The organism is Methylophaga sp. UBA3192 (genome assembly GCA_002363955.1).
Lineage (GTDB): Bacteria > Pseudomonadota > Gammaproteobacteria > Nitrosococcales > Methylophagaceae > Methylophaga.
The window spans coordinates 151,766-170,561 of sequence record DEXE01000002.1 but is presented as its reverse complement, the minus strand read 5'-3'; the positions used below and the strand labels follow the sequence as shown (position 1 = coordinate 170,561).

Here is an 18,796-nt window from a genome sequence, read left to right as displayed (position 1 = left end):
TTATTGTGCGGCTAAAAGCGGTTGCAGTCCATGCCAAACCATTTCCGGTGTCATTTCGGTCATGCAGACGGGTTCGCCATTGCGTGAGGCGGGTAAAGGGCATTTGCGTTTGTAACATGGGGCGCAGTTAAAATCGCTGACCAGATGCTGCTGATGTTTGCCATAGGTGCCAATCAGCGCTGTGTCTGTCGCACCGTATAAGGTTATTGCAGGGGTTCCGGCCACGGCAGCAAGATGGGCCAATCCGGTATCACTGCATACCGCACCTGCCGCATGGTGCATAATCGCTGCGATATCGTTTAAGCCTAAACGCGGTAAGGCAAACGCCATTGGATCGACCGAGGCAATCTGTTGAGCACGCAGATATTCTTCATTATCGCCGCAAGGCAATAGCACCGCGTAACCTTCGGCTCGCGCCTGAAACACCAGTTGCTGCCAGAAATTAATCGGCCAGAGTTTGGTCAGCCAGCTGGCATTGTGAACAAACATCAGATAATGCTCGGGTAAGGCAAACTCGAGCTCCGGTAACGGATATTTACTGAAATTCGCCGCGTATTTTGCGGGCGTTTTAGGCAGCGGATAGTCCAGCGCCTTTGAGAGGATCTGCCGCATCCGATCCACGGCATGTTGTTGTGGATTAACCGTTATTGGATATTGATAGGCCAGATGTGCCGGACGTTCACGACAGGATTCCTTATCCAATCCATAGACCGGACCGCGACGTAATTTACTGACAAGTGCGCTTTTCAGATTATTCTGCATATCAACGACAGCATCATAATCATCCAGATTCAAATCACGATAAAACTGACGTAATTCACCACCGGTCAGCGTTTGCCAGGCGGATTTCTTCCAGCGACGATGTGAGGTGGTGATGACTTTACGAACATTTGGGTGCCATTTGGGCACTTCAGCAAACGCTTCATCCACTACCCAATCAAATTCAATGCCAGGAAAGGCTTTGGCCGCATCGGTCAACGCCGGTAAGGCATGCATTAAATCGCCCATGGAGGTGAGCTTGATGATTAATACTTTCATAAACGGAAAAACGCCTGATGAAATAACATCAAGCGTTTTGCAAAGTATTTAAAGACAATGGGTTGTGCCGATGCTGCTGCAGGATTTTCAAAAATGCATCGGGATTTTTAATCTGTGTCATTTCACCTTCACGCGGGAAAAGCTGATCCTGCAGACGTGACAGCCAGAAACGTAATGCTGCGGCACGACAAACCAGATTCCAGTTGGATTGTTCGGCTTCGTTGAGTTGACGGCGTTGCAGATAGGCATCCATCAAACGCTGATAGCGCTCGTTATCAATCAGGCCCTGTTCATTAACACACCAGTCATTAACCGCCACGGCCAGATCATATATCAGAAACTCATCGCAGGCATAGTAAAAATCAATAATGCCTTGCAGTTCATTGTCGACAAACAGGGCATTATCGCGGAATAAATCCGAATGGGTGACACCCCACGGTAATTCCAGATCGCTGTAATGTTGCTGAAAATCGAGTTCTGCCTTGAGCATTTGTGCCTGCTCAGCGGACATATGTGGCAATAAGGTTTCGGCCATCGATTCGCGCCAGTCGGCACCCCGTTGCGTTGCCCGACGATGTTTAAATTTCTCACCGACCAGATGCATCTGTGCCAGCATATCGCCGATGGCTTCGCATTGGCCCAGCGTGGCAAGTTCATCGACAGTATGCCCCGCCAAACGCATAACAAGCGCTGCTGGACGACCGCATAAGGACTTGAGGTAATTCCCCTGTTTATCTTCAGCGGGATGTGCCGAGGGAATGCCATGCTTGAAGAAAAACGTCATGACTTCGAGGAAATAATCCAATTCGGCAAATTCATGCTGCTCGAACAGGGTAAGCACAAATTCCCCCTGGTCAGTGGTCACAAAATAATTGGTGTTTTCGATTCCGGCAGAAATGCCCTGGTAATCAATCAGATTACCAACGGCATACTCGCCGATAAACGCAATTAATTCATCGCGCCCGACTTCGGTATAAACAGACATGAAAATCTCAGCTAACGGGAGTTTTTGTTACCATTCCAACAGGATCCAGTTCGGCACTTCCGGATTGGCAAGGTTATGTTTGGTCGTTTCCAATGAACCATCGCCGTCAGTATCCATCAGGTAATATGAAGGACCGATATCCGGGGTGATTTTGATCATATAGAGCTGACCATTGACGCGGTATTCTTCGATGGTGCGATCTTCTTCCTGAATAATGGTAATTTCAGGTTCGATGCTTTCGCCATCCTGCAAAGGTGGCGGCAATACTGGAGGTTCAGTCAAATCAGGACCGGCAGCACCTGCCCAGGCACTTCCAGTGATCATCGCGCTGATTGCGCATACAATGGCGAACGGTTTTAACATGACTTAGCTCCACTAAATTTCCGATAAAGATAGCATTTCCGCTACGATGATAAAAGCAATCTGTTTGCCACTAATTTCAGGCCTTGTGAACTATGACTCAAACTGCACCACTTATACTCGTTGATGGCTCATCCTACCTGTATCGCGCTTATCATGCGATGCCGCCACTGACCAACAGCGACGGCGAATCAACCGGCACAATTTATGGCGTCATCAATATGCTGCGTAAATTAATCCGTGACTATAACCCTGAACATATGGCCGTGGTATTTGACGCCAAGGGCAAAACGTTTCGAAATGATCTGTATGCCGAGTATAAAGCCACCCGGCCGCCAATGCCGGACGATTTACGCGAACAGATAGCGCCTATTCACGAAATTGTTAAAGCCATGGGTTTGCCGCTGCTGTGCATTGATAATGTTGAAGCTGACGACGTGATTGGCACACTGGCAAAACAGGCCACTGCCGCCGGAATTGAAACGGTGATTTCCACCGGCGACAAGGATATGGCGCAGCTGGTCAGCGAGCATGTGACGCTGGTCAACACCATGAATAACAGCAAAACCGATATCGCCGCCGTAAAAGAAAAGTTTGGTCTGACACCACAACAAATCGTCGATTATCTGGCGTTGATGGGCGATAAGGTAGATAACATTCCCGGCGTTGACAGTGTTGGTCCGAAAACCGCGACTAAACTGCTGCAGCAATATGGCAGTTTGCAGGGTGTTATCGAACATGCTGATGAAGTGAAAGGCAAACTGGGTGAGAAGTTACGAGCAGCTGTTGATGCTCTGCCGTTATCGTATCAACTGGCTACCATCAAGATGGATGTCGAGCTGGATTTCACCCCGGAAACACTGGATATGCAGGCAGCGGATAACCAGAAACTGGCTGAACTGTATCGTCGTTACGAATTTAAAAGCTGGTTACAGGAATTAGACTCTGCGCCTGTTGCTGCGACTTCGACAAAAAAAGATGAACCTGCCACCAGCAATGAAACCCATTACGAAACTATTCTGACTCAGCAGCAGCTGGATAAATGGCTGGCAAGACTCAAAAAAGCCGAGCTGTTTGCTTTTGATACTGAGACCACCAGCCTCAATTATCTGCAGGCACGTATCGTCGGTATGTCATTTGCCATTCAAGCGGGTGAAGCCGCTTATCTGCCATTGGCACATGATTATCCAGGCGCACCCGATCAATTGGATTTTGATGCCACACTGGCGTTGATGAAACCATTACTCGAAGATCCCAAAGCGCTAAAAGTTGGTCAGAATCTGAAATACGATCGGCATATTCTGCTCAATCATGGCATTGATTTGCAGGGCATCGCCCATGACACCATGTTGCAATCGTATGTGCTCGACAGCACCGCCACTCGTCATGATATGGATTCACTGGCCGAAAAATATCTGGGGCGCAGCACTATTCATTTTGAAGACATTGCCGGTAAAGGCAAAAAACAACTGACCTTCAATGAAATCGGCCTGGAAGAAGCCGCGCCGTATGCCTGTGAAGATGCCGATATCACGCTTCAATTGCATCATATTTTATGGCCAAAAGTGCAGGCGATTCCGTCTTTGGAAAAAGTGTATCGTGAACTGGAAATGCCATTACTGCCAGTGTTAAACACGCTGGAACGCAATGGTGTGCATATCGATATCTTTATGCTGCAACAGCAAAGCGATGCCTTGGCACATGATATCGACCGGCTGGAAAAAGAAGCGCATGTTTCTGCTGGCACCAAATTCAATCTGGGATCGCCCAAGCAATTACAGGAAATTCTCTACGACCAGCAACAATTGCCTGTTCGTAAAAAAACGCCCAAAGGCCAACCATCGACTGCAGAAAATGTGCTGCAAGAATTGGCGGATGATGGTTATGAATTGCCGCAAATCATTATGAATTACCGCAGTTTAAGTAAGCTCAAATCCACCTACACCGACAAACTGCCGCAGCAGGTCAATCAGCAGACTGGCCGCGTACATACCTCCTATCATCAGGCGGTGACTGCGACCGGAAGATTATCTTCTTCCGATCCGAATTTACAGAATATTCCGATTCGCACTGAAACCGGTCGTAAAATCCGTGAAGCGTTTGTGGCTGGGAAAGGTGCCAAGATCCTGGCAGCCGATTATTCACAAATTGAATTACGCATCATGGCGCATTTATCCGGCGATAAAAGCCTGCTAACCGCATTCGCCGAAGGTGAAGATATTCATCGTCATACCGCTTCTGAAATTTTTGGCGTAGAGCCAGAAAACGTCACCGGCGATCAACGCCGTAGCGCCAAAGCCATCAACTTTGGTCTGATTTACGGTATGTCAGCCCATGGTCTGTCGAAACAACTCGGCATTGAACGTCATCAGGCCGCCAAATATATGGAGACCTATTTCGAACGCTATCCCGGCGTCAGAAACTACATGGACAATACCCGCGAACAGGCCAAAAAAGACGGTTACGTTGAAACCATTTTCGGCCGGCGTTTATATCTACCAGAAATCAACTCCAGCAACGGCCTGCGTCGCCAGTACGCGGAACGCACCGCCATTAACGCCCCAATGCAGGGCAGTGCTGCAGACATTATCAAGCGCGCAATGATTTCCATTCATGACTGGCTGCTCGAAGCCGATACCGGCATCCGCATGATTATGCAGGTACATGATGAATTGGTATTTGAAGTACCCGAGGATCAGCTTGATTTGGCTAAAACTGAAATCGAGCAGTTTATGATTAAAGCTGCTGAACTTGCCGTACCGTTAGAAGTTGGTATTGGAGTTGGGGATAATTGGGAACAGGCGCATTAGTTGGATTATTAACCACAGAGACACAGAGGACACTGAGACTTTAAAAGATTTTATCCGCAGATTACGCAGATAGGCGCAGCTCCCAAAGGCTTTCCTTGAATCCCCTTTTGTGTTGGGGGATAAAATGGTTATCGCAGGATTAGAAATCGGAATGTTTGAGCGAAGCGACAAATTTGTCTGGAACAAATTTGGACGCCGGAGGCGCCCAAAGGCGAAATTATGCTCTTAGTTTCATTCCTCAAATTAAGATTTATGTCGCTCTCGCGAGTCAGGGGCTTGCGTGCCCAAGCCCCTAACAACCCAAGGGCCCCCCTTAACTGGCCTGCGGCTCCACTGCGTTGCGTTTTTTGTCAGGGAGTCTTACCAAACTCGCCGCGCTCAAACAGGTAAGCCTCAATTTCCTGACAAAAAGCCGCTACTCGTCAGTTCAAAAGGGGATTTAGGGCATAACCATTGAGCTCTGTACCTGTATCAATATATATTTTTTATGTTTCTCTCTAAAAATCTGCGTCCATCTGCGTAATCTGCGGATAGATTTTTAAGAACTTCCGTGCCCTCTGTGCCTCTGTGGTTAATATCCTAAGAACGTTTCTTAGCCCGAGGATGCGCAGCATCATAAACCTTTGCCAGGTGCTGAAAATCCAGATGAGTATAGACCTGAGTCGTGCTGATATCCGAATGCCCCAATAATTCCTGAACGGCTCTCAAGTCGCTACTGGATTCCAGCATATGCGAGGCAAATGCATGACGCAGCCGATGCGGATGCACATGTTCGGAGATACCGTGTTTTTTACCCCAGAAAGCCAGACGCTGCTGGATGGAACGAACCCCAAGTCGTTTGCCTTGTTGGCTGGTGAATAATGCGGGTTGTTGATAAAGGCCGTTCTGATCTCGTTTATCGAGCCAGACTTTCAATGCCTCAATCGCGGTGCGGCCAATCGGCAGAATCCGTCCTTTATTACCCTTACCGGCTATAACATGCACCAGCTGCTGGCCGAAATCGACATCACGTAGATCCAATGCCGCCAGCTCTGCCAGTCGCAGGCCGGAGGAATAAAATAATTCCATAATCGCCCGATCCCTGCAGGCGACGAAGGTATCCGCGGTTGTGCTATCAAGTAAGGAATTCATCTGATCGACATCAAGGGTTTTCGGTAAACGTTTTTCAGCTTTGGGTGCCTGTACTGATTGCGCCGGATTATGATCCACCAGACCTTCTTTGAGCAGATAGCGATAAAAGCTGCGAACAGCTGAAAGTAAACGATGAATACTGCGAGCGCCCAGACCTTTTCGATGCAGGCGGGCAATAAATAAACGAATATCTGCCGGTTTAAGTTGTTGCCAATCGTTAAATGACTGCTGTTGGCAGTAATCAACTAACTGCTGACAATCGCGCTGATAATTGAGTACGGTATGCGGAGAAACCCGGCGCTGCTGCTCCAGATACTGCAGAAAATCCTGCAGCGGTGTTTGCAGCTCAGCTGTCATTCTGGCCGTGACAGAAACGACGCATTAACCGCATAAATACTTCGCCGAGAAAACTTAAATATTCAGTGCCCATATCGGCATGGAAGCGATTGGCATCACTACTGGCAATGGCGAGCAAACCGGCGCAAGGCGTGTGGCCTAACGGTAAACAGGCGACCGAATGGACTACATCGGCCTTTTCACCGAACAATAATTGTTTCTGCGCTTTGGTCAGTCGGCCACAAACCGGTTGCTGTTTGGCCAGAATATGATCAAAGGCTTTCAGTTGGCTGTCATCGGCATGCAGTTCAGCAATATTACCTACAACCGGCGGTAATTTTGGTTGTTGATCGCCACTATAAAACAATCTTAACGACACTTCATCTGCCGAAAACTCTTCCTGCAACTGTTGCATCAATGTCGCCAGCAGGCTATGCAGATCCTGACAATCCATCAACCGCAGGCAGAGCTGATGCACACGTTGTTGCAACGCGGCATTGCTATGAGCATTATCAATTAACGCATGCAATTGATCATGCAGATGCTGATTTTTCTGGCGTAATTGCTGCCGCTGTCGTTGCGCCAGCGAAATCGTGCCTTCAGGTGATTTATCGAACTCAAGTTCAGACAATAAGTCAGGCTGCTCGATCAGAAAATCTGTGTGCTGTCGTAAAAATTCACTGACCTGTTCAGCGTTTACAGATTGTTGAGTGTTGCCCACGCAATTTCTCCATCAAATACATGTTGTGCCGGTCCGGTCATCCATACTGAGGAATCCTCATCAGGCCAGCTGATTTCTAATGTGCCGCCCGGTAATAAAACACTGACCTGCCGCCCAAGTATTCCACGACGAATGCCGCTTACTACTGCCGCGCAAGCCCCAGTACCACAAGCTGTTGTTTCAGCAGAGCCACGCTCATAAACGCGTAATTTAATATGTTCATGATCTACCAGCTGCATAAAGCCGACATTCACCCGTTCCGGAAATTGGGCATGGCTTTCTATTTTCGGACCCAGCTCACCGACTGGCGCTTTTGCGACATCGTCTACCAACAAAACAGCATGCGGGTTACCCATTGACAGTGCAGCGATTTCAACCTGATGGCCTGGTTCAACCACCAGCATATAGGTATTGCTGGCTTCAGGTGTTTTAAAGGGGATCTGTTCAGGTGAAAAGCGTGGTTTTCCCATATCAACACAAACCTGACCATCGCTCTGTAAAGTCGGATAAATCACGCCAGAGGCAGTCTCTACGGCAATCGAATCTTTGTCGGTCAGGCCGTTATCACGTACATATCTGGCAAAACATCGCGCACCATTGCCGCATTGGGAAACTTCCCCGCCATCTGCATTAAAAATCCGGTAACGGAAATCCACATCAGGTCGCTCTGATTTTTCCACCAGCAATAGCTGATCACAGCCGATACCAATATGCCGATCGGCCATAAAGCGAATTTGCTCAGTGGTCAGCTGCACAGACTGATTGATGGCATCAATGACCACAAAATCATTTCCCAGACCATGCATTTTGCTGAATTTCAACATAGGGTTAATCCTGCAATATCTGCTCACCAGCATAAAGGCTTTCAACAGTTTCCCGTTGACGCGCCACATGCATGGTTTCGCCGTCAACCATTATCTCTGCTGCGCGTGGACGTGAGTTGTAATTTGAACTCATGGTAAAACCATACGCTCCAGCAGAACGAATCGCCAATAAATCTCCGCTTTGGATTGCCAGACTTCGATCTTTGCCTAAAAAGTCGCCTGTTTCACAAACCGGGCCGACTATATCAAAGTCTTGTTCTGCTTCATCTGAGCGAGGTTTAACCGCTTCAATCGCCATCCATGATTGGTATAAGGCCGGTCTGAGTAAATCATTCATAGCCGCATCAACAATTGCGAAGTTTTTGGCTTCTGTGGCTTTGATATATTCCACTTTGGTCAGCAAAATTCCGGCATTGCCAGCAATTGCCCTTCCTGGCTCCAGCATAATTTCCAATTCACGTCCATTTAATAAACCATGCATCGCGTGAGCATATTCAGCCGGCGTCGGCGGTGTTTCGTCGCGATAGCAAATACCCAGTCCACCACCAATGTCGAGATGCTTGATCATAATGCCCTGTTCTGCCAACGCGTCAATCAGCGCTAAAACTCGCTGCAATGCATCAACAAACGGGGAAACAGAGGTCAGCTGCGAGCCAATATGGCAATCCACGCCGATTATCTGCAGGTTAGGTAATGATACTGCCTGCTGATAAACATCTAACGCATCATCAATCGCAATGCCAAATTTGTTTTCTTTCAGTCCGGTCGAAATATACGGATGGGTTTGTGCATCAACATCCGGATTGACACGAATAGAAATTGGAGCCGTTTTTCCAAGGCTGACGGCGACGTCGCTGATACGTTGCAGCTCAGGAACCGATTCCACATTAAAACAACGGATGCCGATGTTCAGGGCGTAGCTGATTTCTTCAACCGTTTTGCCGACACCGGAAAAAACCGTTTTTTCTGCTTTACCGCCAGCGGCAATCACTCGTGCCAATTCACCGGCAGAAACAATATCAAAGCCGGATCCCAATCTGGCAAGCACATTGAGCACGGCAAGATTTGAATTGGCTTTGACGGCATAGCAGACCAGGTGCGGATAGGCTTTAAACGCATCGTCAAACGCTTTCCAGTGCTGTTCTAGTGCCGCTCTGGAATAGACATAGGCAGGTGTGCCAAACTCCGCCGCTAATTCGGTCAGGGATTGCTGCTCAGCGTATAATTCACCGTGTTTTTGTACGAAATAATCTTGCATGTTTTTAGGAAACCTTCACAGTATTGGCCTGGCCTTCCGGCAGGTATAAATCGCCCTTCAGACCGCATGAAGTGAGTATTGCCACGGTACTAAGAACTAAAGCCAGAACTTTCCAGCCAGGTATTTTCCGCATGATGTCTTCCCCGATGCTTTAATGGCAGGCAGTATACACAGGAAATTCCGTGACAGGCCCACATTGGAAACTAGAATTTATTATTTAAGTTACATACTATTAGGGTCTGTTTATCTTTCACAGCCAGCAGTGATGATGATGAAATACAAACAGGCCCCAGCGCATTGAATGTAGGCATTATATTAAGGAATCGCGTCCCGTAATGGCAAATACAACAGCACCTATCCGGCTAAGCGGTCTCGCCAGGCGACTTGTAAGTGAAGGCTTGCTGAGTGAGGAGCAGGCCCAGACAGCCCAGGTCACCGCCAAACAGGCTTCTCAGTCCTTTGTAACCTATCTGGTCAATAATAAATTACTTAATAGTGATGTTATTGGTGCCATTGCCTCACAAGAATTTGGCGTGCCATTATTCGATCTCGACAGCATGAACATGGAACTGGCACCGACCAGCCTGTTTCAGGAAAAACTTATTCGTCAGCATAATGCCTTACCACTGTTCCAACGGGGCAAACGTTTATATGTCGCGGTGTCAGACCCGACCAACCTGCAAGCTCTTGACGAATTTCAATTTAATACTGCGCTGAATACCTACCCCGTTCTGGTTGATGAACAAAAATTATCGGTCACCATCGAAAAAGCGCTGGATAACAAAAATCAGGTTTTAGATGATTTTGATGATGCCGAACTGGACGACATTGATCTGGGACCAGATGATGAAGCGGATCGCGGCGCTGAGCTGAGTGAGAAAAATATTGATGACACGCCTGTTGTCAGATTTATCAACGGTATTCTGACTCAGGCAATTAAAGCAGGTGCTTCAGATATTCACTTTGAACCCTATGAAAAAAAATACCGTGTTCGAGTGCGTATTGACGGTATTCTGCATGAAACCAAAACAGCTCCTGTCGCCTTAGGGGGACGTATAGCAGCCCGTCTGAAAGTACTTTCAAGAATGAATATTGCGGAACGCAGGGTACCGCAGGATGGCCGGATGCGATTGAAAATTTCCAAATCCAAAGCCATTGATTTTCGTGTCAGTACCTGTCCGACCTTATTTGGCGAAAAAATCGTTTTGCGTATTCTGGATCCGACCAGTGCACAGCTGGGTATTGATGCATTGGGATATGAAGAAGATCAGAAAAAAATCTTTATGGAAACCATGCACAAACCCTATGGGATGGTGCTGGTTACGGGTCCGACCGGTAGCGGTAAAACCGTTTCGTTATATACCGCATTGAATATCCTTAATACCGATGACCGCAATATCTCCACCGCCGAAGATCCAGCTGAGATAAACCTTCCGGGTATCAATCAGGTCAATGTGCATCCGCAGATTGGTTTGGGATTTACCGAGTGCCTGAGAGCATTCTTACGTCAGGATCCTGACGTTATCATGGTGGGTGAGATCCGCGATCTGGAAACTGCTGAAATTGCCATTAAAGCCGCACAAACCGGCCATATGGTGTTTTCTACTTTGCATACCAATGATGCACCACAAACGCTGACCCGCCTTGCTAATATGGGGGTTCCAGCCTTTAATATTGCCTCTGCGGTGACGTTGATTATTGCGCAGCGTCTGGCACGTCGTCTTTGTCAGCACTGTAAAAAGGGAGAAACATTGCCAAAAGAAACCCTGATTGAAGAGGGGTTCAGCCCGGAACAAATTGCGACAGATTTCAAAGTTTACCATGCTGTCGGTTGCGAACATTGCACCGAAGGGTATAAAGGACGGGTTGGTATCTATCAAGTCATGCCCGTATCCGAAGCAATGGGACGTATGATCATGGAAGGTGGAAATTCGATTCAACTTGCAGATCAGGCAAAAGCTGAAGGTATTGATGATTTGCGTGCATCCGGTCTTAAAAAGGTCATGGCCGGAGCAACCAGTCTGGAAGAAATTAACCGCGTCATTAAGGAATAAATCGTGGCTACAGCAAGTAAACCTAAAAAAGCCGAGCTGCCGACGTTATATTTATGGCAGGGCACAAATAAATCTGGCCGCAAGGTTAAAGGCCAGCAAGCTGGTGAGAGTGTGCAGGCTGTCCGAGCAGATTTACGACGTCAGGGCATAACTCCCGGTAAAGTGCGCCGTAAACCCAAAGATTTATTTGCTCCCCGTAAACCCAAAATCAAACCGGTTCATATCGCCATTTTCAGTCGAATGCTGGCCACGATGATGTCATCCGGTGTGCCAATGATGCAATCATTGCAAATCATTGGTGAAGGCCACGAAAATGCCAGCATGCAGGAAATGATTCTGGCCATTAAAGCCGATGTGGAATCAGGTACCAGCCTGGCAGAATCATTGGCAAAATTTCCATTACACTTTGATGATCTGTATATCAGCTTGATCAATGCCGGTGAACAGTCCGGTACGCTGGAAGCCCTGCTTCACGAAATCGCAACCTACCAGGAAAAAACCGAAGCACTGAAATCCAAAATCAAAAAAGCGCTGGTATACCCTACCGCCATTATGGTGGTGGCGTTCATTGTGACGGCTATTTTAATGATCTTTGTTATTCCGCAGTTTCAGGCGTTATTTACCGGTTTCGGTGCGGACTTGCCTGGCCTGACCAAAATAGTCATCAGTATTTCTCAGGTATTCCAGGACTACTGGTGGTTAATTTTCGGCAGCATTATCGGTTCTGTAATGGGCTTTATGGCAGCCCGCAGACGTTCCCGGAAAATCCAGCATTTTATGGATCGAATGCTATTAAAATTGCCCGTCATCGGTGATGTCTTGACCAAAGGTGCTATTGCACGTTTTGCCAGAACCTTTTCCGTTATGTTCAAAGCCGGTGTGCCGATGGTGGAAGCAATGACTTCGGTAGCTGGGGCTACTGGTAATATTGTTTACAACGAAGCTACTTTGGAAATGCGCGATGATGTCGCCACGGGTACACAGTTAAATAAAGCCATGACCGACACCGAACTGTTTCCCAATATGGTGATTCAGATGGTGTCGATTGGTGAAGAATCCGGTTCACTCGATGCGATGCTGGCCAAAGTGGCCGATTTTTTTGAACGTGAAGTGGATGATGCTGTTGATAATATGACGGCGTTAATGGAGCCCTTTATTATGGCATTCCTGGGTATTTTGATCGGTACGCTGGTTATTGCCATGTACTTGCCGATTTTCAAACTCGGCGCAGTCGTTTAATCCTATGTCGCTTATTTATCTGCTGGAAACCTCCAGCACATTTTTTATTGTCAGTACTTTTATTCTGGGTTTATTAGTCGGCAGTTTTCTCAATGTGGTGATTCATCGTCTGCCCCTTATAATGCAGCGCGAATGGGAACAACAATGCCATGACTTAATTGGTTCGGCGGCCCCTAAATCAGATGAGCTGACATTAAGTAAACCCCGCTCTCGCTGTCCGCATTGCGGTCATGCCATTACCGCATTAGAAAATATTCCGGTTATCAGTTACCTGATACTCAAAGGCCGTTGCAAAGACTGCAAAGCACCGATTTCGAAACGCTATCCACTAATTGAGTTGCTGACCGCTATTATTTCAGCGTTGGTTGCATGGCATTTTGGGTTTGGGATTGCAGTCTGTGGCGCGTTACTTATAAGCTGGGCTTTGCTGGCATTGACATTTATTGATGTGGATCACCAGCTGTTACCGGACAGTATTACCCTGCCATTATTGTGGCTGGGGCTTTTCTTTAATCTATTTGGTACATTTACCGATATCAGTTCGGCCGTGATTGGTGCCATCGTCGGCTATCTTGCCCTCTGGCTGGTCTATCATGGCTTTCGCTTGGTAACCGGTAAGGAAGGCATGGGCTATGGCGATTTCAAACTGCTGGCAGCCCTGGGGGCCTGGATGGGTTGGCAAGCACTGCCAATGATTATTTTATTGTCTTCTCTAGTGGGTGCATTGGTCGGTATCAGCCTGATTCTGTTAAAACAGCAGCATCGGGATAATCCGATTCCATTTGGGCCTTATCTTGCCGCAGCAGGTTGGTTAGCCCTGGTGTGGGGAGAAAGCCTGACCAGCGGTTATTTGAACTGGAGCGGGTTAAGCTGAAATGGTATTTCGGGTTGGCCTTACCGGAGGCATCGCATCGGGCAAATCAACGGTCTCAACGTTATTCGAAAATCTGGGTATTGAGGTCATCGATGCCGATAATATTGCCCGTCAGCTGAGTCAACCCGGTACGGCTGAATATCAATCCATTGTTCAGCAGTTTGGTGCTGATTATCTGCTGGCAGATGGGCAGTTAAATCGAGCCGCATTACGCAAACGGTTATTCTCTGATCGCAGGGCCAAACAGACTTTAGAACAAATTCTGCATCCATCAATCCGCCAACAGCTTTTGCAACAGGCTGCAGACGCCACGGGCAGTTACTGTATAGTGAGTATTCCTTTATTGATTGAAGCGAATATGCAGTCTTGTGTGGATAGAATTCTGTTAGTAGATGTAGATCACGAAACCCAACTGGCACGTCTGCAAACCAGAGATCAGCTTTCCGTTGAAGAGGCCATTCAACATCTTGCGGCTCAATCAAATCGTGCAGAGCGATTGCAATATGCTGACGATATCATCGACAATAGCGATGGAATTGAAAAATTGAAATTTCAGGTCACACAACTGCATGCGTTATATTGTCAGTTGGCTGAGGCAGCAGAACATTAAATCAGGTCAAAATGCTGACCTTATGGCGAAATCATAAAACACACTATGTCTGACGTAATTACATACGAACAACCTCTCAATGAACGCATCAGAACCTTCCTGCGCCTGGAATTTCTGCTGGCACGTGTGGACTATGCCATGCAACACGATGATGAAATGAGTCATCGTGAAGCAATTGATGCCATGCTGAATATGCTGCTGGTGTTTGAACGTGGAGACATGAAATCCGAAGTCACCAAAGAAGTTGAACGGCTGATTACCAATTTATCTGCGCTGGAAAACTCGCCGGGTGTTGATAATGAGACACTGGATGCGCTGCTCGCTGAATTGGATCAGACGCTTGACGCGTTGCAAATCCGTAAATCGGCTATCGGCCAGGTGTTAAAAGAAAATGAATTTCTGTACAGCATCCGCCAGCGTTCCAGTATCGCCGGGGGCACCTGTGATTTTGATTTGCCAGCTTATCACTACTGGTTACAACACAGCTCAGTTGAACAGCGACAACAACAGCTGAATTATTGGCTGGAACAGTTTGTTGCTGTTCGCGGAGCAATCAATATCAGTCTCAAGCTGATTCGTGGCAGTTCTGGTTTTTCTACGGCTCAAGCAGAGAAAGGCTTTTATCAGCGCAGTCTGGATAGTAATTTACCCACACAATTGATTCGGGTTCGTATACCGGCCTCAACACCTTACTACCCTGAAATCAGCGGCGGTAAACACCGTTTTACAGTACGTTTTATGACGTTTGATATCAATCAGCGTCCCCAACAAATTAATGATGATGCGGATTTTCAGCTTAGCTGTTGCACGATGTAATTATGGTTTTGAAAGTAAATTGTCCACAATGCGGACGTAAAGTGGAATGGACGGACGAAAACAAATGGAAACCGTTCTGTTGTGAACGTTGCAAACTCATCGATCTGGGCGAGTGGGCTGCGGGCAATCATCGCATTCCCGGTGAACCGGTTATCGATCCGGAAGATGATCCCAACTCGTTTCACTAAACCACGTAAAGGCTTTGCAGTCGCTCTATAATTTCCACGTTCGCAGCAGGAAACTCTTTTTCTTTTAAATCTGCTAAAGCACACCATTGCAATGGCTGCCCTTCCTTACCGGTTGCTTCACCAACAAAGTCGGTCACTAACCAGACATCAAGCTCGACCTGCAGGTCTGGATAATCATGAACAATCTGCATTAAGGGGTCAGCCTGCTCAACCTGTAAACCGACTTCTTCCTGAATTTCCCGCTGCAAAGCCTGTAACCGGGTTTCATCGGCTTCACGCTTGCCTCCCGGAAATTCCCACAGATCACCTTGATGCTGATGTGCATGGCGACGGGCAATTAATACCTGTTCATCATTATTAAGAATGATCGCAACCGCAACTTGTAAACGTTTTTTCATCAGTTAATTTTTCAGCACAAACAGTGTGCCGCAGTATGGACACAGCACTTCACCATGGCTTTTTATTTCAAGGTAAACACGAGGATGAGCATTCCATGCCGGCATATCCGGCATGGGACAACTGATGGGCAGATCTTGTTTGGTCACTTCATAGCGTCGCTGTGTACAGGCTTGTTTGGTCTCTGACATAACGCGCTATCTCCTGTTTTAAATCGGTAAAGCGAGCATCCGGTCCAGCGCCAGTTTGGCTTCTTTAGCAGTCACCGGATCCACTGATACCTGATTGACGACATGACCTTCTACCAGATTTTCCAATACCCATAATAAATGCTGAGGATCAACGCGGAACATGGTTGAACACATGCACACCGTTGGCGACATGAAATGTACCGATTTACCCTGATCCTGGAAACGTTCATGTAAACGATTCACCAGATTCAATTCCGTACCCACCAACCAACGGGTATTGGGTTCACTATTGGCAATAGTATTCACAATATATTCGGTTGATCCCACATAATCCGATTTCTGGCAGACTTCAAAACTGCATTCCGGATGGGAAATCACTTTGGTTTCCGGATATTTTTCCAGAAAATTATCAATTTGTTGCGGCTGGAACATCTGGTGTACTGAGCAGAAGCCTTTCCACAATATGATCTTGGCTTTTTTCAATGCTTCCGGCGTCAAACCACCCAGTGGCTTATCAAAATCCCACACCACCATCTCTTCAAGTGGAATGCCCATTTTATAACCGGTATTACGCCCTAAATGCTGATCAGGAAAAAACAGTACTTTTTCACGCTGGGCGAATGCCCAGTCCAAAACATGTGGGGCATTGGTAGAAGTGCAAACTATGCCACCATGTTTTCCGCAAAAGGATTTCAGGTCTGCTGCCGAGTTAATGTAGGTGATCGGCGTGATCATTTCGTCCGGATCCAGCACTTCACTCATTTCCTGCCAGGCCCGATCAACATTAACCCGATTCGCCATATCCGCCATTGAGCAACCGGCCGCCATATCAGGCAAAATCGCAATTTGATCGGGACGGGAAAGAATGTCCGCTACTTCCGCCATAAAATGCACACCACAGAAAACAATGTACTGAGCATCTGACTCAGCGGCATTACGGGATAATTTCAGTGAGTCACCCGAATAATCTGCGTGTTTGAAGACTTCATTGCGTTGGTAATGGTGACCTAAAATCACAAGGTCATCACCCAACTTTTGTTTAGCCTCAGCGATACGTTGATCGCAGGCCTCATCATCTATTGAGAAATAGTGTTCAAACGGGATTGCCGTTGCTGCTAGTTTTGTAGCCACTTCGCTTTCCTCTTAAAATCAAGTTGATCTGAGTGATAACTCAGGAGTCAACTGTCGGCACTTTACGTAAACGAATATTCAACTCTTTCAGTTGCTCATCGCTTACAGCACTTGGTGCATTGGTCAACAGACAGGCTGCTGATTGCGTTTTAGGGAAGGCCATTACATCACGAATCGAGGCAGAACCGGTCATCAACATCGCCAGACGATCCAAGCCAAAGGCCAAACCACCATGTGGTGGGCAACCGTATTTTAATGCCTGCAGTAAAAAGCCAAATTTCTCTTCTGCTTCTTCCGCCGGTATCCCCAGCATTTCAAATACTTTTTGCTGAACATCAGTTTTATGAATACGAATTGAACCACCGCCCAACTCTGTACCATTTAACACCATGTCATAAGCACGAGACAGACACTTGCCCGGATCGTTGCTTAATAAATCAATATCTGATTCACGCGGCGCAGTAAACGGATGATGCAAGGCATACCAGCGCTGGGTTTTCTCATCCCATTCAAACATCGGGAACTCAACCACCCATAATGGGCGCCAGCCATGTTCAACCATATTCAGGTCATGCCCGATTTTGACACGCAATGCACCTAAAGATTCATTCACAATGGAAGCTTTATCAGCACCAAAAAACACTAAATCTCCTGATTCAGCACCGGTTCTTTGCAGAATCGCCTCTACCACGTCATCCGGCAGGAATTTCAGAATCGGTGACTGCAAGCCTTCACGTCCCACATCAATATCATTGACCTTGATGTAAGCCAGACCTTTGGCTCCGTAAATACTGACAAACTTGGTGTAATCATCAATTTCTTTACGGCTAAGTGAATTACCACCGGGAACGCGTAATGCAGCAACTCGCCCATTGTCATCATTAGCCGGTGCCGAGAACACTTTGAAATCAACCGCTTGCATCAGATCACTGACTTCAACCAGTTCCAAATCAATTCGCAGGTCCGGTTTATCACTGCCATAACGATCCATGGCTTCCGCATAAGTCATCCGGGGGAAAGGGTTTGGAAGAGGTTGTTCCAGGACATTGGCAAACAGGTCACGGATCATGTCTTCCATTAACTGCATTAAGTCCTCTTCTTCAACAAAAGAGGTTTCAATATCCAACTGAGTAAATTCGGGCTGACGGTCAGCGCGCAAATCTTCATCACGGAAACAACGCACGACTTGATAATAACGATCCATGCCAGCGACCATCAGTAGTTGTTTAAATAACTGTGGAGATTGTGGCAATGCAAAAAAGTCACCCGGATGCGTACGGCTAGGTACCAGATAATCACGTGCACCTTCGGGAGTGGCTTTGGTCAGGATCGGTGTTTCTATATCCATAAAGCCATGATTATCCAGATACTGACGCAACTGACGGATAATCTGCGAACGGAAACGCAGCTTTTGCAGCATTTCGGGGCGACGTAAATCAATATAACGATGACGCAGGCGAATGTCTTCATTGACTTCGGCCTGTTCTGTCAACGGGAAAGGTGGCGTTTCAGAACTATTCAGAATAGTGACCCGCTTGGCGATAATTTCGATTTTGCCACTTTTCAGATCAGTGTTTTCACTGCCAGCAGGACGCGGATTTACGACACCTTCAATCTGCAATACATATTCACTGCGGACTTTCTCTGCAACGGCAAAGCTTTCGGCATCTTCCGGATTACAGACGATTTGCACCAGACCTTCGCGATCCCGTAAATCAATAAAGATCACACCGCCGTGATCCCGGCGACGATGCATCCAACCTGCAACCGTTACCGTTTGTTCAATCAAAGTTTCGTTTACATCGCCGCAGTAATGGCTACGCATAATTATTCC

The 18,796-nt window shown here is 47.2% G+C and carries 19 protein-coding genes; 7 read left to right on the top strand and 12 right to left on the bottom strand.

Translation table 11 applies throughout. The annotated features are described in order from the left end of the window. The 3 genes from waaC to B2337_RS00880 are packed head-to-tail and all read right to left on the bottom strand — an operon-like array spanning window position 1 to window position 2,386. Complete coding sequence (gene waaC / locus B2337_RS00890) at window positions 1–1,038, bottom strand: lipopolysaccharide heptosyltransferase I (RefSeq protein WP_292414416.1); 1,038 nt, start codon at window positions 1,036–1,038, stop codon at window positions 1–3. 28 nt (window positions 1,039–1,066) lie between these two features. Further along, complete coding sequence (locus B2337_RS00885) at window positions 1,067–2,023, bottom strand: homoserine kinase (RefSeq protein WP_292414417.1); 957 nt, start codon at window positions 2,021–2,023, stop codon at window positions 1,067–1,069. 27 nt (window positions 2,024–2,050) lie between these two features. Next, the gene (locus tag B2337_RS00880; RefSeq protein WP_292360451.1) at window positions 2,051–2,386 is read right to left on the bottom strand and encodes a DUF2782 domain-containing protein; all 336 of its coding nucleotides are present in this window, start codon (window positions 2,384–2,386) and stop codon (window positions 2,051–2,053) included. Window positions 2,387–2,478: 92 nt separating this feature from the next. Between B2337_RS00880 and polA the strand changes: the two genes are divergently transcribed. Next, complete coding sequence (polA, locus tag B2337_RS00875; protein ID WP_292414418.1) at window positions 2,479–5,193, top strand: DNA polymerase I; 2,715 nt, start codon at window positions 2,479–2,481, stop codon at window positions 5,191–5,193. Between the two features lie 579 nt (window positions 5,194–5,772). Here polA and xerC read toward each other — a convergent pair. Genes xerC through lptM form a run of 5 tightly spaced genes read right to left on the bottom strand, consistent with a single transcriptional unit; the run spans window position 5,773 to window position 9,596 of the window. Beyond that, window positions 5,773–6,669, bottom strand: coding sequence for a tyrosine recombinase XerC (gene xerC / locus B2337_RS00870; RefSeq protein ID WP_414673654.1), 897 nt, complete (start codon window positions 6,667–6,669; stop codon window positions 5,773–5,775). Window position 6,670: 1 nt separating this feature from the next. After that, a complete protein-coding gene (locus B2337_RS00865) occupies window positions 6,671–7,381 on the bottom strand; it encodes a DUF484 family protein (protein ID WP_292414420.1) in 711 nt (236 codons plus the stop codon). After that, window positions 7,357–8,205, bottom strand: coding sequence for a diaminopimelate epimerase (gene dapF / locus B2337_RS00860; protein WP_349677061.1), 849 nt, complete (start codon window positions 8,203–8,205; stop codon window positions 7,357–7,359). The genes B2337_RS00865 and dapF overlap by 25 nt, the downstream gene beginning before the upstream one ends. Window positions 8,206–8,209: 4 nt before the next feature. Continuing rightward, on the bottom strand, window positions 8,210–9,463 hold the full coding sequence (gene lysA, locus B2337_RS00855; RefSeq protein ID WP_292360458.1) for a diaminopimelate decarboxylase: 1,254 nt from the start codon (window positions 9,461–9,463) through the stop codon (window positions 8,210–8,212). A gap of 4 nt (window positions 9,464–9,467) precedes the next feature. Further along, the gene (gene lptM / locus B2337_RS00850) at window positions 9,468–9,596 is read right to left on the bottom strand and encodes an LPS translocon maturation chaperone LptM (RefSeq protein ID WP_292414421.1); all 129 of its coding nucleotides are present in this window, start codon (window positions 9,594–9,596) and stop codon (window positions 9,468–9,470) included. A 202-nt stretch (window positions 9,597–9,798) separates the two neighbouring features. Between lptM and pilB the strand changes: the two genes are divergently transcribed. The 6 genes from pilB to yacG are packed head-to-tail and all read left to right on the top strand — an operon-like array spanning window position 9,799 to window position 15,244. Further along, window positions 9,799–11,517 (top strand): type IV-A pilus assembly ATPase PilB, encoded by a 1,719-nt coding sequence (pilB, locus tag B2337_RS00845; RefSeq protein ID WP_292360462.1) that lies wholly within the window; start codon window positions 9,799–9,801, stop codon window positions 11,515–11,517. 3 nt (window positions 11,518–11,520) lie between these two features. Continuing rightward, window positions 11,521–12,756 (top strand): type II secretion system F family protein, encoded by a 1,236-nt coding sequence (locus B2337_RS00840; protein WP_292360463.1) that lies wholly within the window; start codon window positions 11,521–11,523, stop codon window positions 12,754–12,756. 4 nt (window positions 12,757–12,760) lie between these two features. Further along, entirely contained in the window at window positions 12,761–13,630 is an 870-nt protein-coding gene (locus B2337_RS00835; protein WP_292414422.1) for a prepilin peptidase, read from the top strand. Window position 13,631: 1 nt separating this feature from the next. Beyond that, the gene (gene coaE, locus B2337_RS00830) at window positions 13,632–14,240 is read left to right on the top strand and encodes a dephospho-CoA kinase (RefSeq protein ID WP_292360467.1); all 609 of its coding nucleotides are present in this window, start codon (window positions 13,632–13,634) and stop codon (window positions 14,238–14,240) included. A gap of 45 nt (window positions 14,241–14,285) precedes the next feature. Beyond that, complete coding sequence (gene zapD, locus B2337_RS00825) at window positions 14,286–15,056, top strand: cell division protein ZapD (RefSeq protein WP_292360469.1); 771 nt, start codon at window positions 14,286–14,288, stop codon at window positions 15,054–15,056. A 2-nt stretch (window positions 15,057–15,058) separates the two neighbouring features. Then, window positions 15,059–15,244 carry a DNA gyrase inhibitor YacG gene (gene yacG / locus B2337_RS00820; RefSeq protein WP_292360471.1) on the top strand — a complete coding sequence of 62 codons (186 nt, stop codon included), beginning with the start codon at window positions 15,059–15,061 and terminating at the stop codon, window positions 15,242–15,244. Here yacG and mutT read toward each other — a convergent pair. From mutT to aspS, 4 genes are read right to left on the bottom strand one after another with little or no spacing between them, the layout of a single operon-like run. Continuing rightward, window positions 15,241–15,642 (bottom strand): 8-oxo-dGTP diphosphatase MutT, encoded by a 402-nt coding sequence (gene mutT / locus B2337_RS00815; protein WP_292414423.1) that lies wholly within the window; start codon window positions 15,640–15,642, stop codon window positions 15,241–15,243. The two genes, yacG and mutT, sit on opposite strands and share 4 nt — an antisense overlap. A gap of 3 nt (window positions 15,643–15,645) precedes the next feature. Then, complete coding sequence (locus tag B2337_RS00810) at window positions 15,646–15,831, bottom strand: zinc-finger domain-containing protein (RefSeq protein WP_292414424.1); 186 nt, start codon at window positions 15,829–15,831, stop codon at window positions 15,646–15,648. Between the two features lie 18 nt (window positions 15,832–15,849). Next, window positions 15,850–16,962: a quinolinate synthase NadA gene (gene nadA / locus B2337_RS00805; protein ID WP_292360477.1), complete on the bottom strand. Its 1,113-nt coding sequence runs from the start codon at window positions 16,960–16,962 to the stop codon at window positions 15,850–15,852. A 40-nt stretch (window positions 16,963–17,002) separates the two neighbouring features. Further along, window positions 17,003–18,787 carry an aspartate--tRNA ligase gene (gene aspS, locus B2337_RS00800; protein ID WP_292360478.1) on the bottom strand — a complete coding sequence of 595 codons (1,785 nt, stop codon included), beginning with the start codon at window positions 18,785–18,787 and terminating at the stop codon, window positions 17,003–17,005. Between the last annotated feature and the right edge of the window lie 9 nt (window positions 18,788–18,796).

Excerpts from the sequence above, each read along its gene's own strand:
- yacG (WP_292360471.1), top strand. The coding sequence starts at position 15,059 with ATGGTTTTGAAAGTAAATTGTCCACAATGCGGACGTAAAGTGGAATGG.
- aspS (WP_292360478.1), bottom strand. The coding sequence starts at position 18,787 with ATGCGTAGCCATTACTGCGGCGATGTAAACGAAACTTTGATTGAACAA.
- lysA (WP_292360458.1), bottom strand. The coding sequence starts at position 9,463 with ATGCAAGATTATTTCGTACAAAAACACGGTGAATTATACGCTGAGCAG.
- lptM (WP_292414421.1), bottom strand. The coding sequence starts at position 9,596 with ATGCGGAAAATACCTGGCTGGAAAGTTCTGGCTTTAGTTCTTAGTACC.
- polA (WP_292414418.1), top strand. The coding sequence starts at position 2,479 with ATGACTCAAACTGCACCACTTATACTCGTTGATGGCTCATCCTACCTG.
- mutT (WP_292414423.1), bottom strand. The coding sequence starts at position 15,642 with ATGAAAAAACGTTTACAAGTTGCGGTTGCGATCATTCTTAATAATGAT.
- zapD (WP_292360469.1), top strand. The coding sequence starts at position 14,286 with ATGTCTGACGTAATTACATACGAACAACCTCTCAATGAACGCATCAGA.
- B2337_RS00810 (WP_292414424.1), bottom strand. The coding sequence starts at position 15,831 with ATGTCAGAGACCAAACAAGCCTGTACACAGCGACGCTATGAAGTGACC.
- B2337_RS00885 (WP_292414417.1), bottom strand. The coding sequence starts at position 2,023 with ATGTCTGTTTATACCGAAGTCGGGCGCGATGAATTAATTGCGTTTATC.
- dapF (WP_349677061.1), bottom strand. The coding sequence starts at position 8,205 with ATGTTGAAATTCAGCAAAATGCATGGTCTGGGAAATGATTTTGTGGTC.
- B2337_RS00835 (WP_292414422.1), top strand. The coding sequence starts at position 12,761 with ATGTCGCTTATTTATCTGCTGGAAACCTCCAGCACATTTTTTATTGTC.
- coaE (WP_292360467.1), top strand. The coding sequence starts at position 13,632 with ATGGTATTTCGGGTTGGCCTTACCGGAGGCATCGCATCGGGCAAATCA.
- waaC (WP_292414416.1), bottom strand. The coding sequence starts at position 1,038 with ATGAAAGTATTAATCATCAAGCTCACCTCCATGGGCGATTTAATGCAT.
- pilB (WP_292360462.1), top strand. The coding sequence starts at position 9,799 with ATGGCAAATACAACAGCACCTATCCGGCTAAGCGGTCTCGCCAGGCGA.
- B2337_RS00880 (WP_292360451.1), bottom strand. The coding sequence starts at position 2,386 with ATGTTAAAACCGTTCGCCATTGTATGCGCAATCAGCGCGATGATCACT.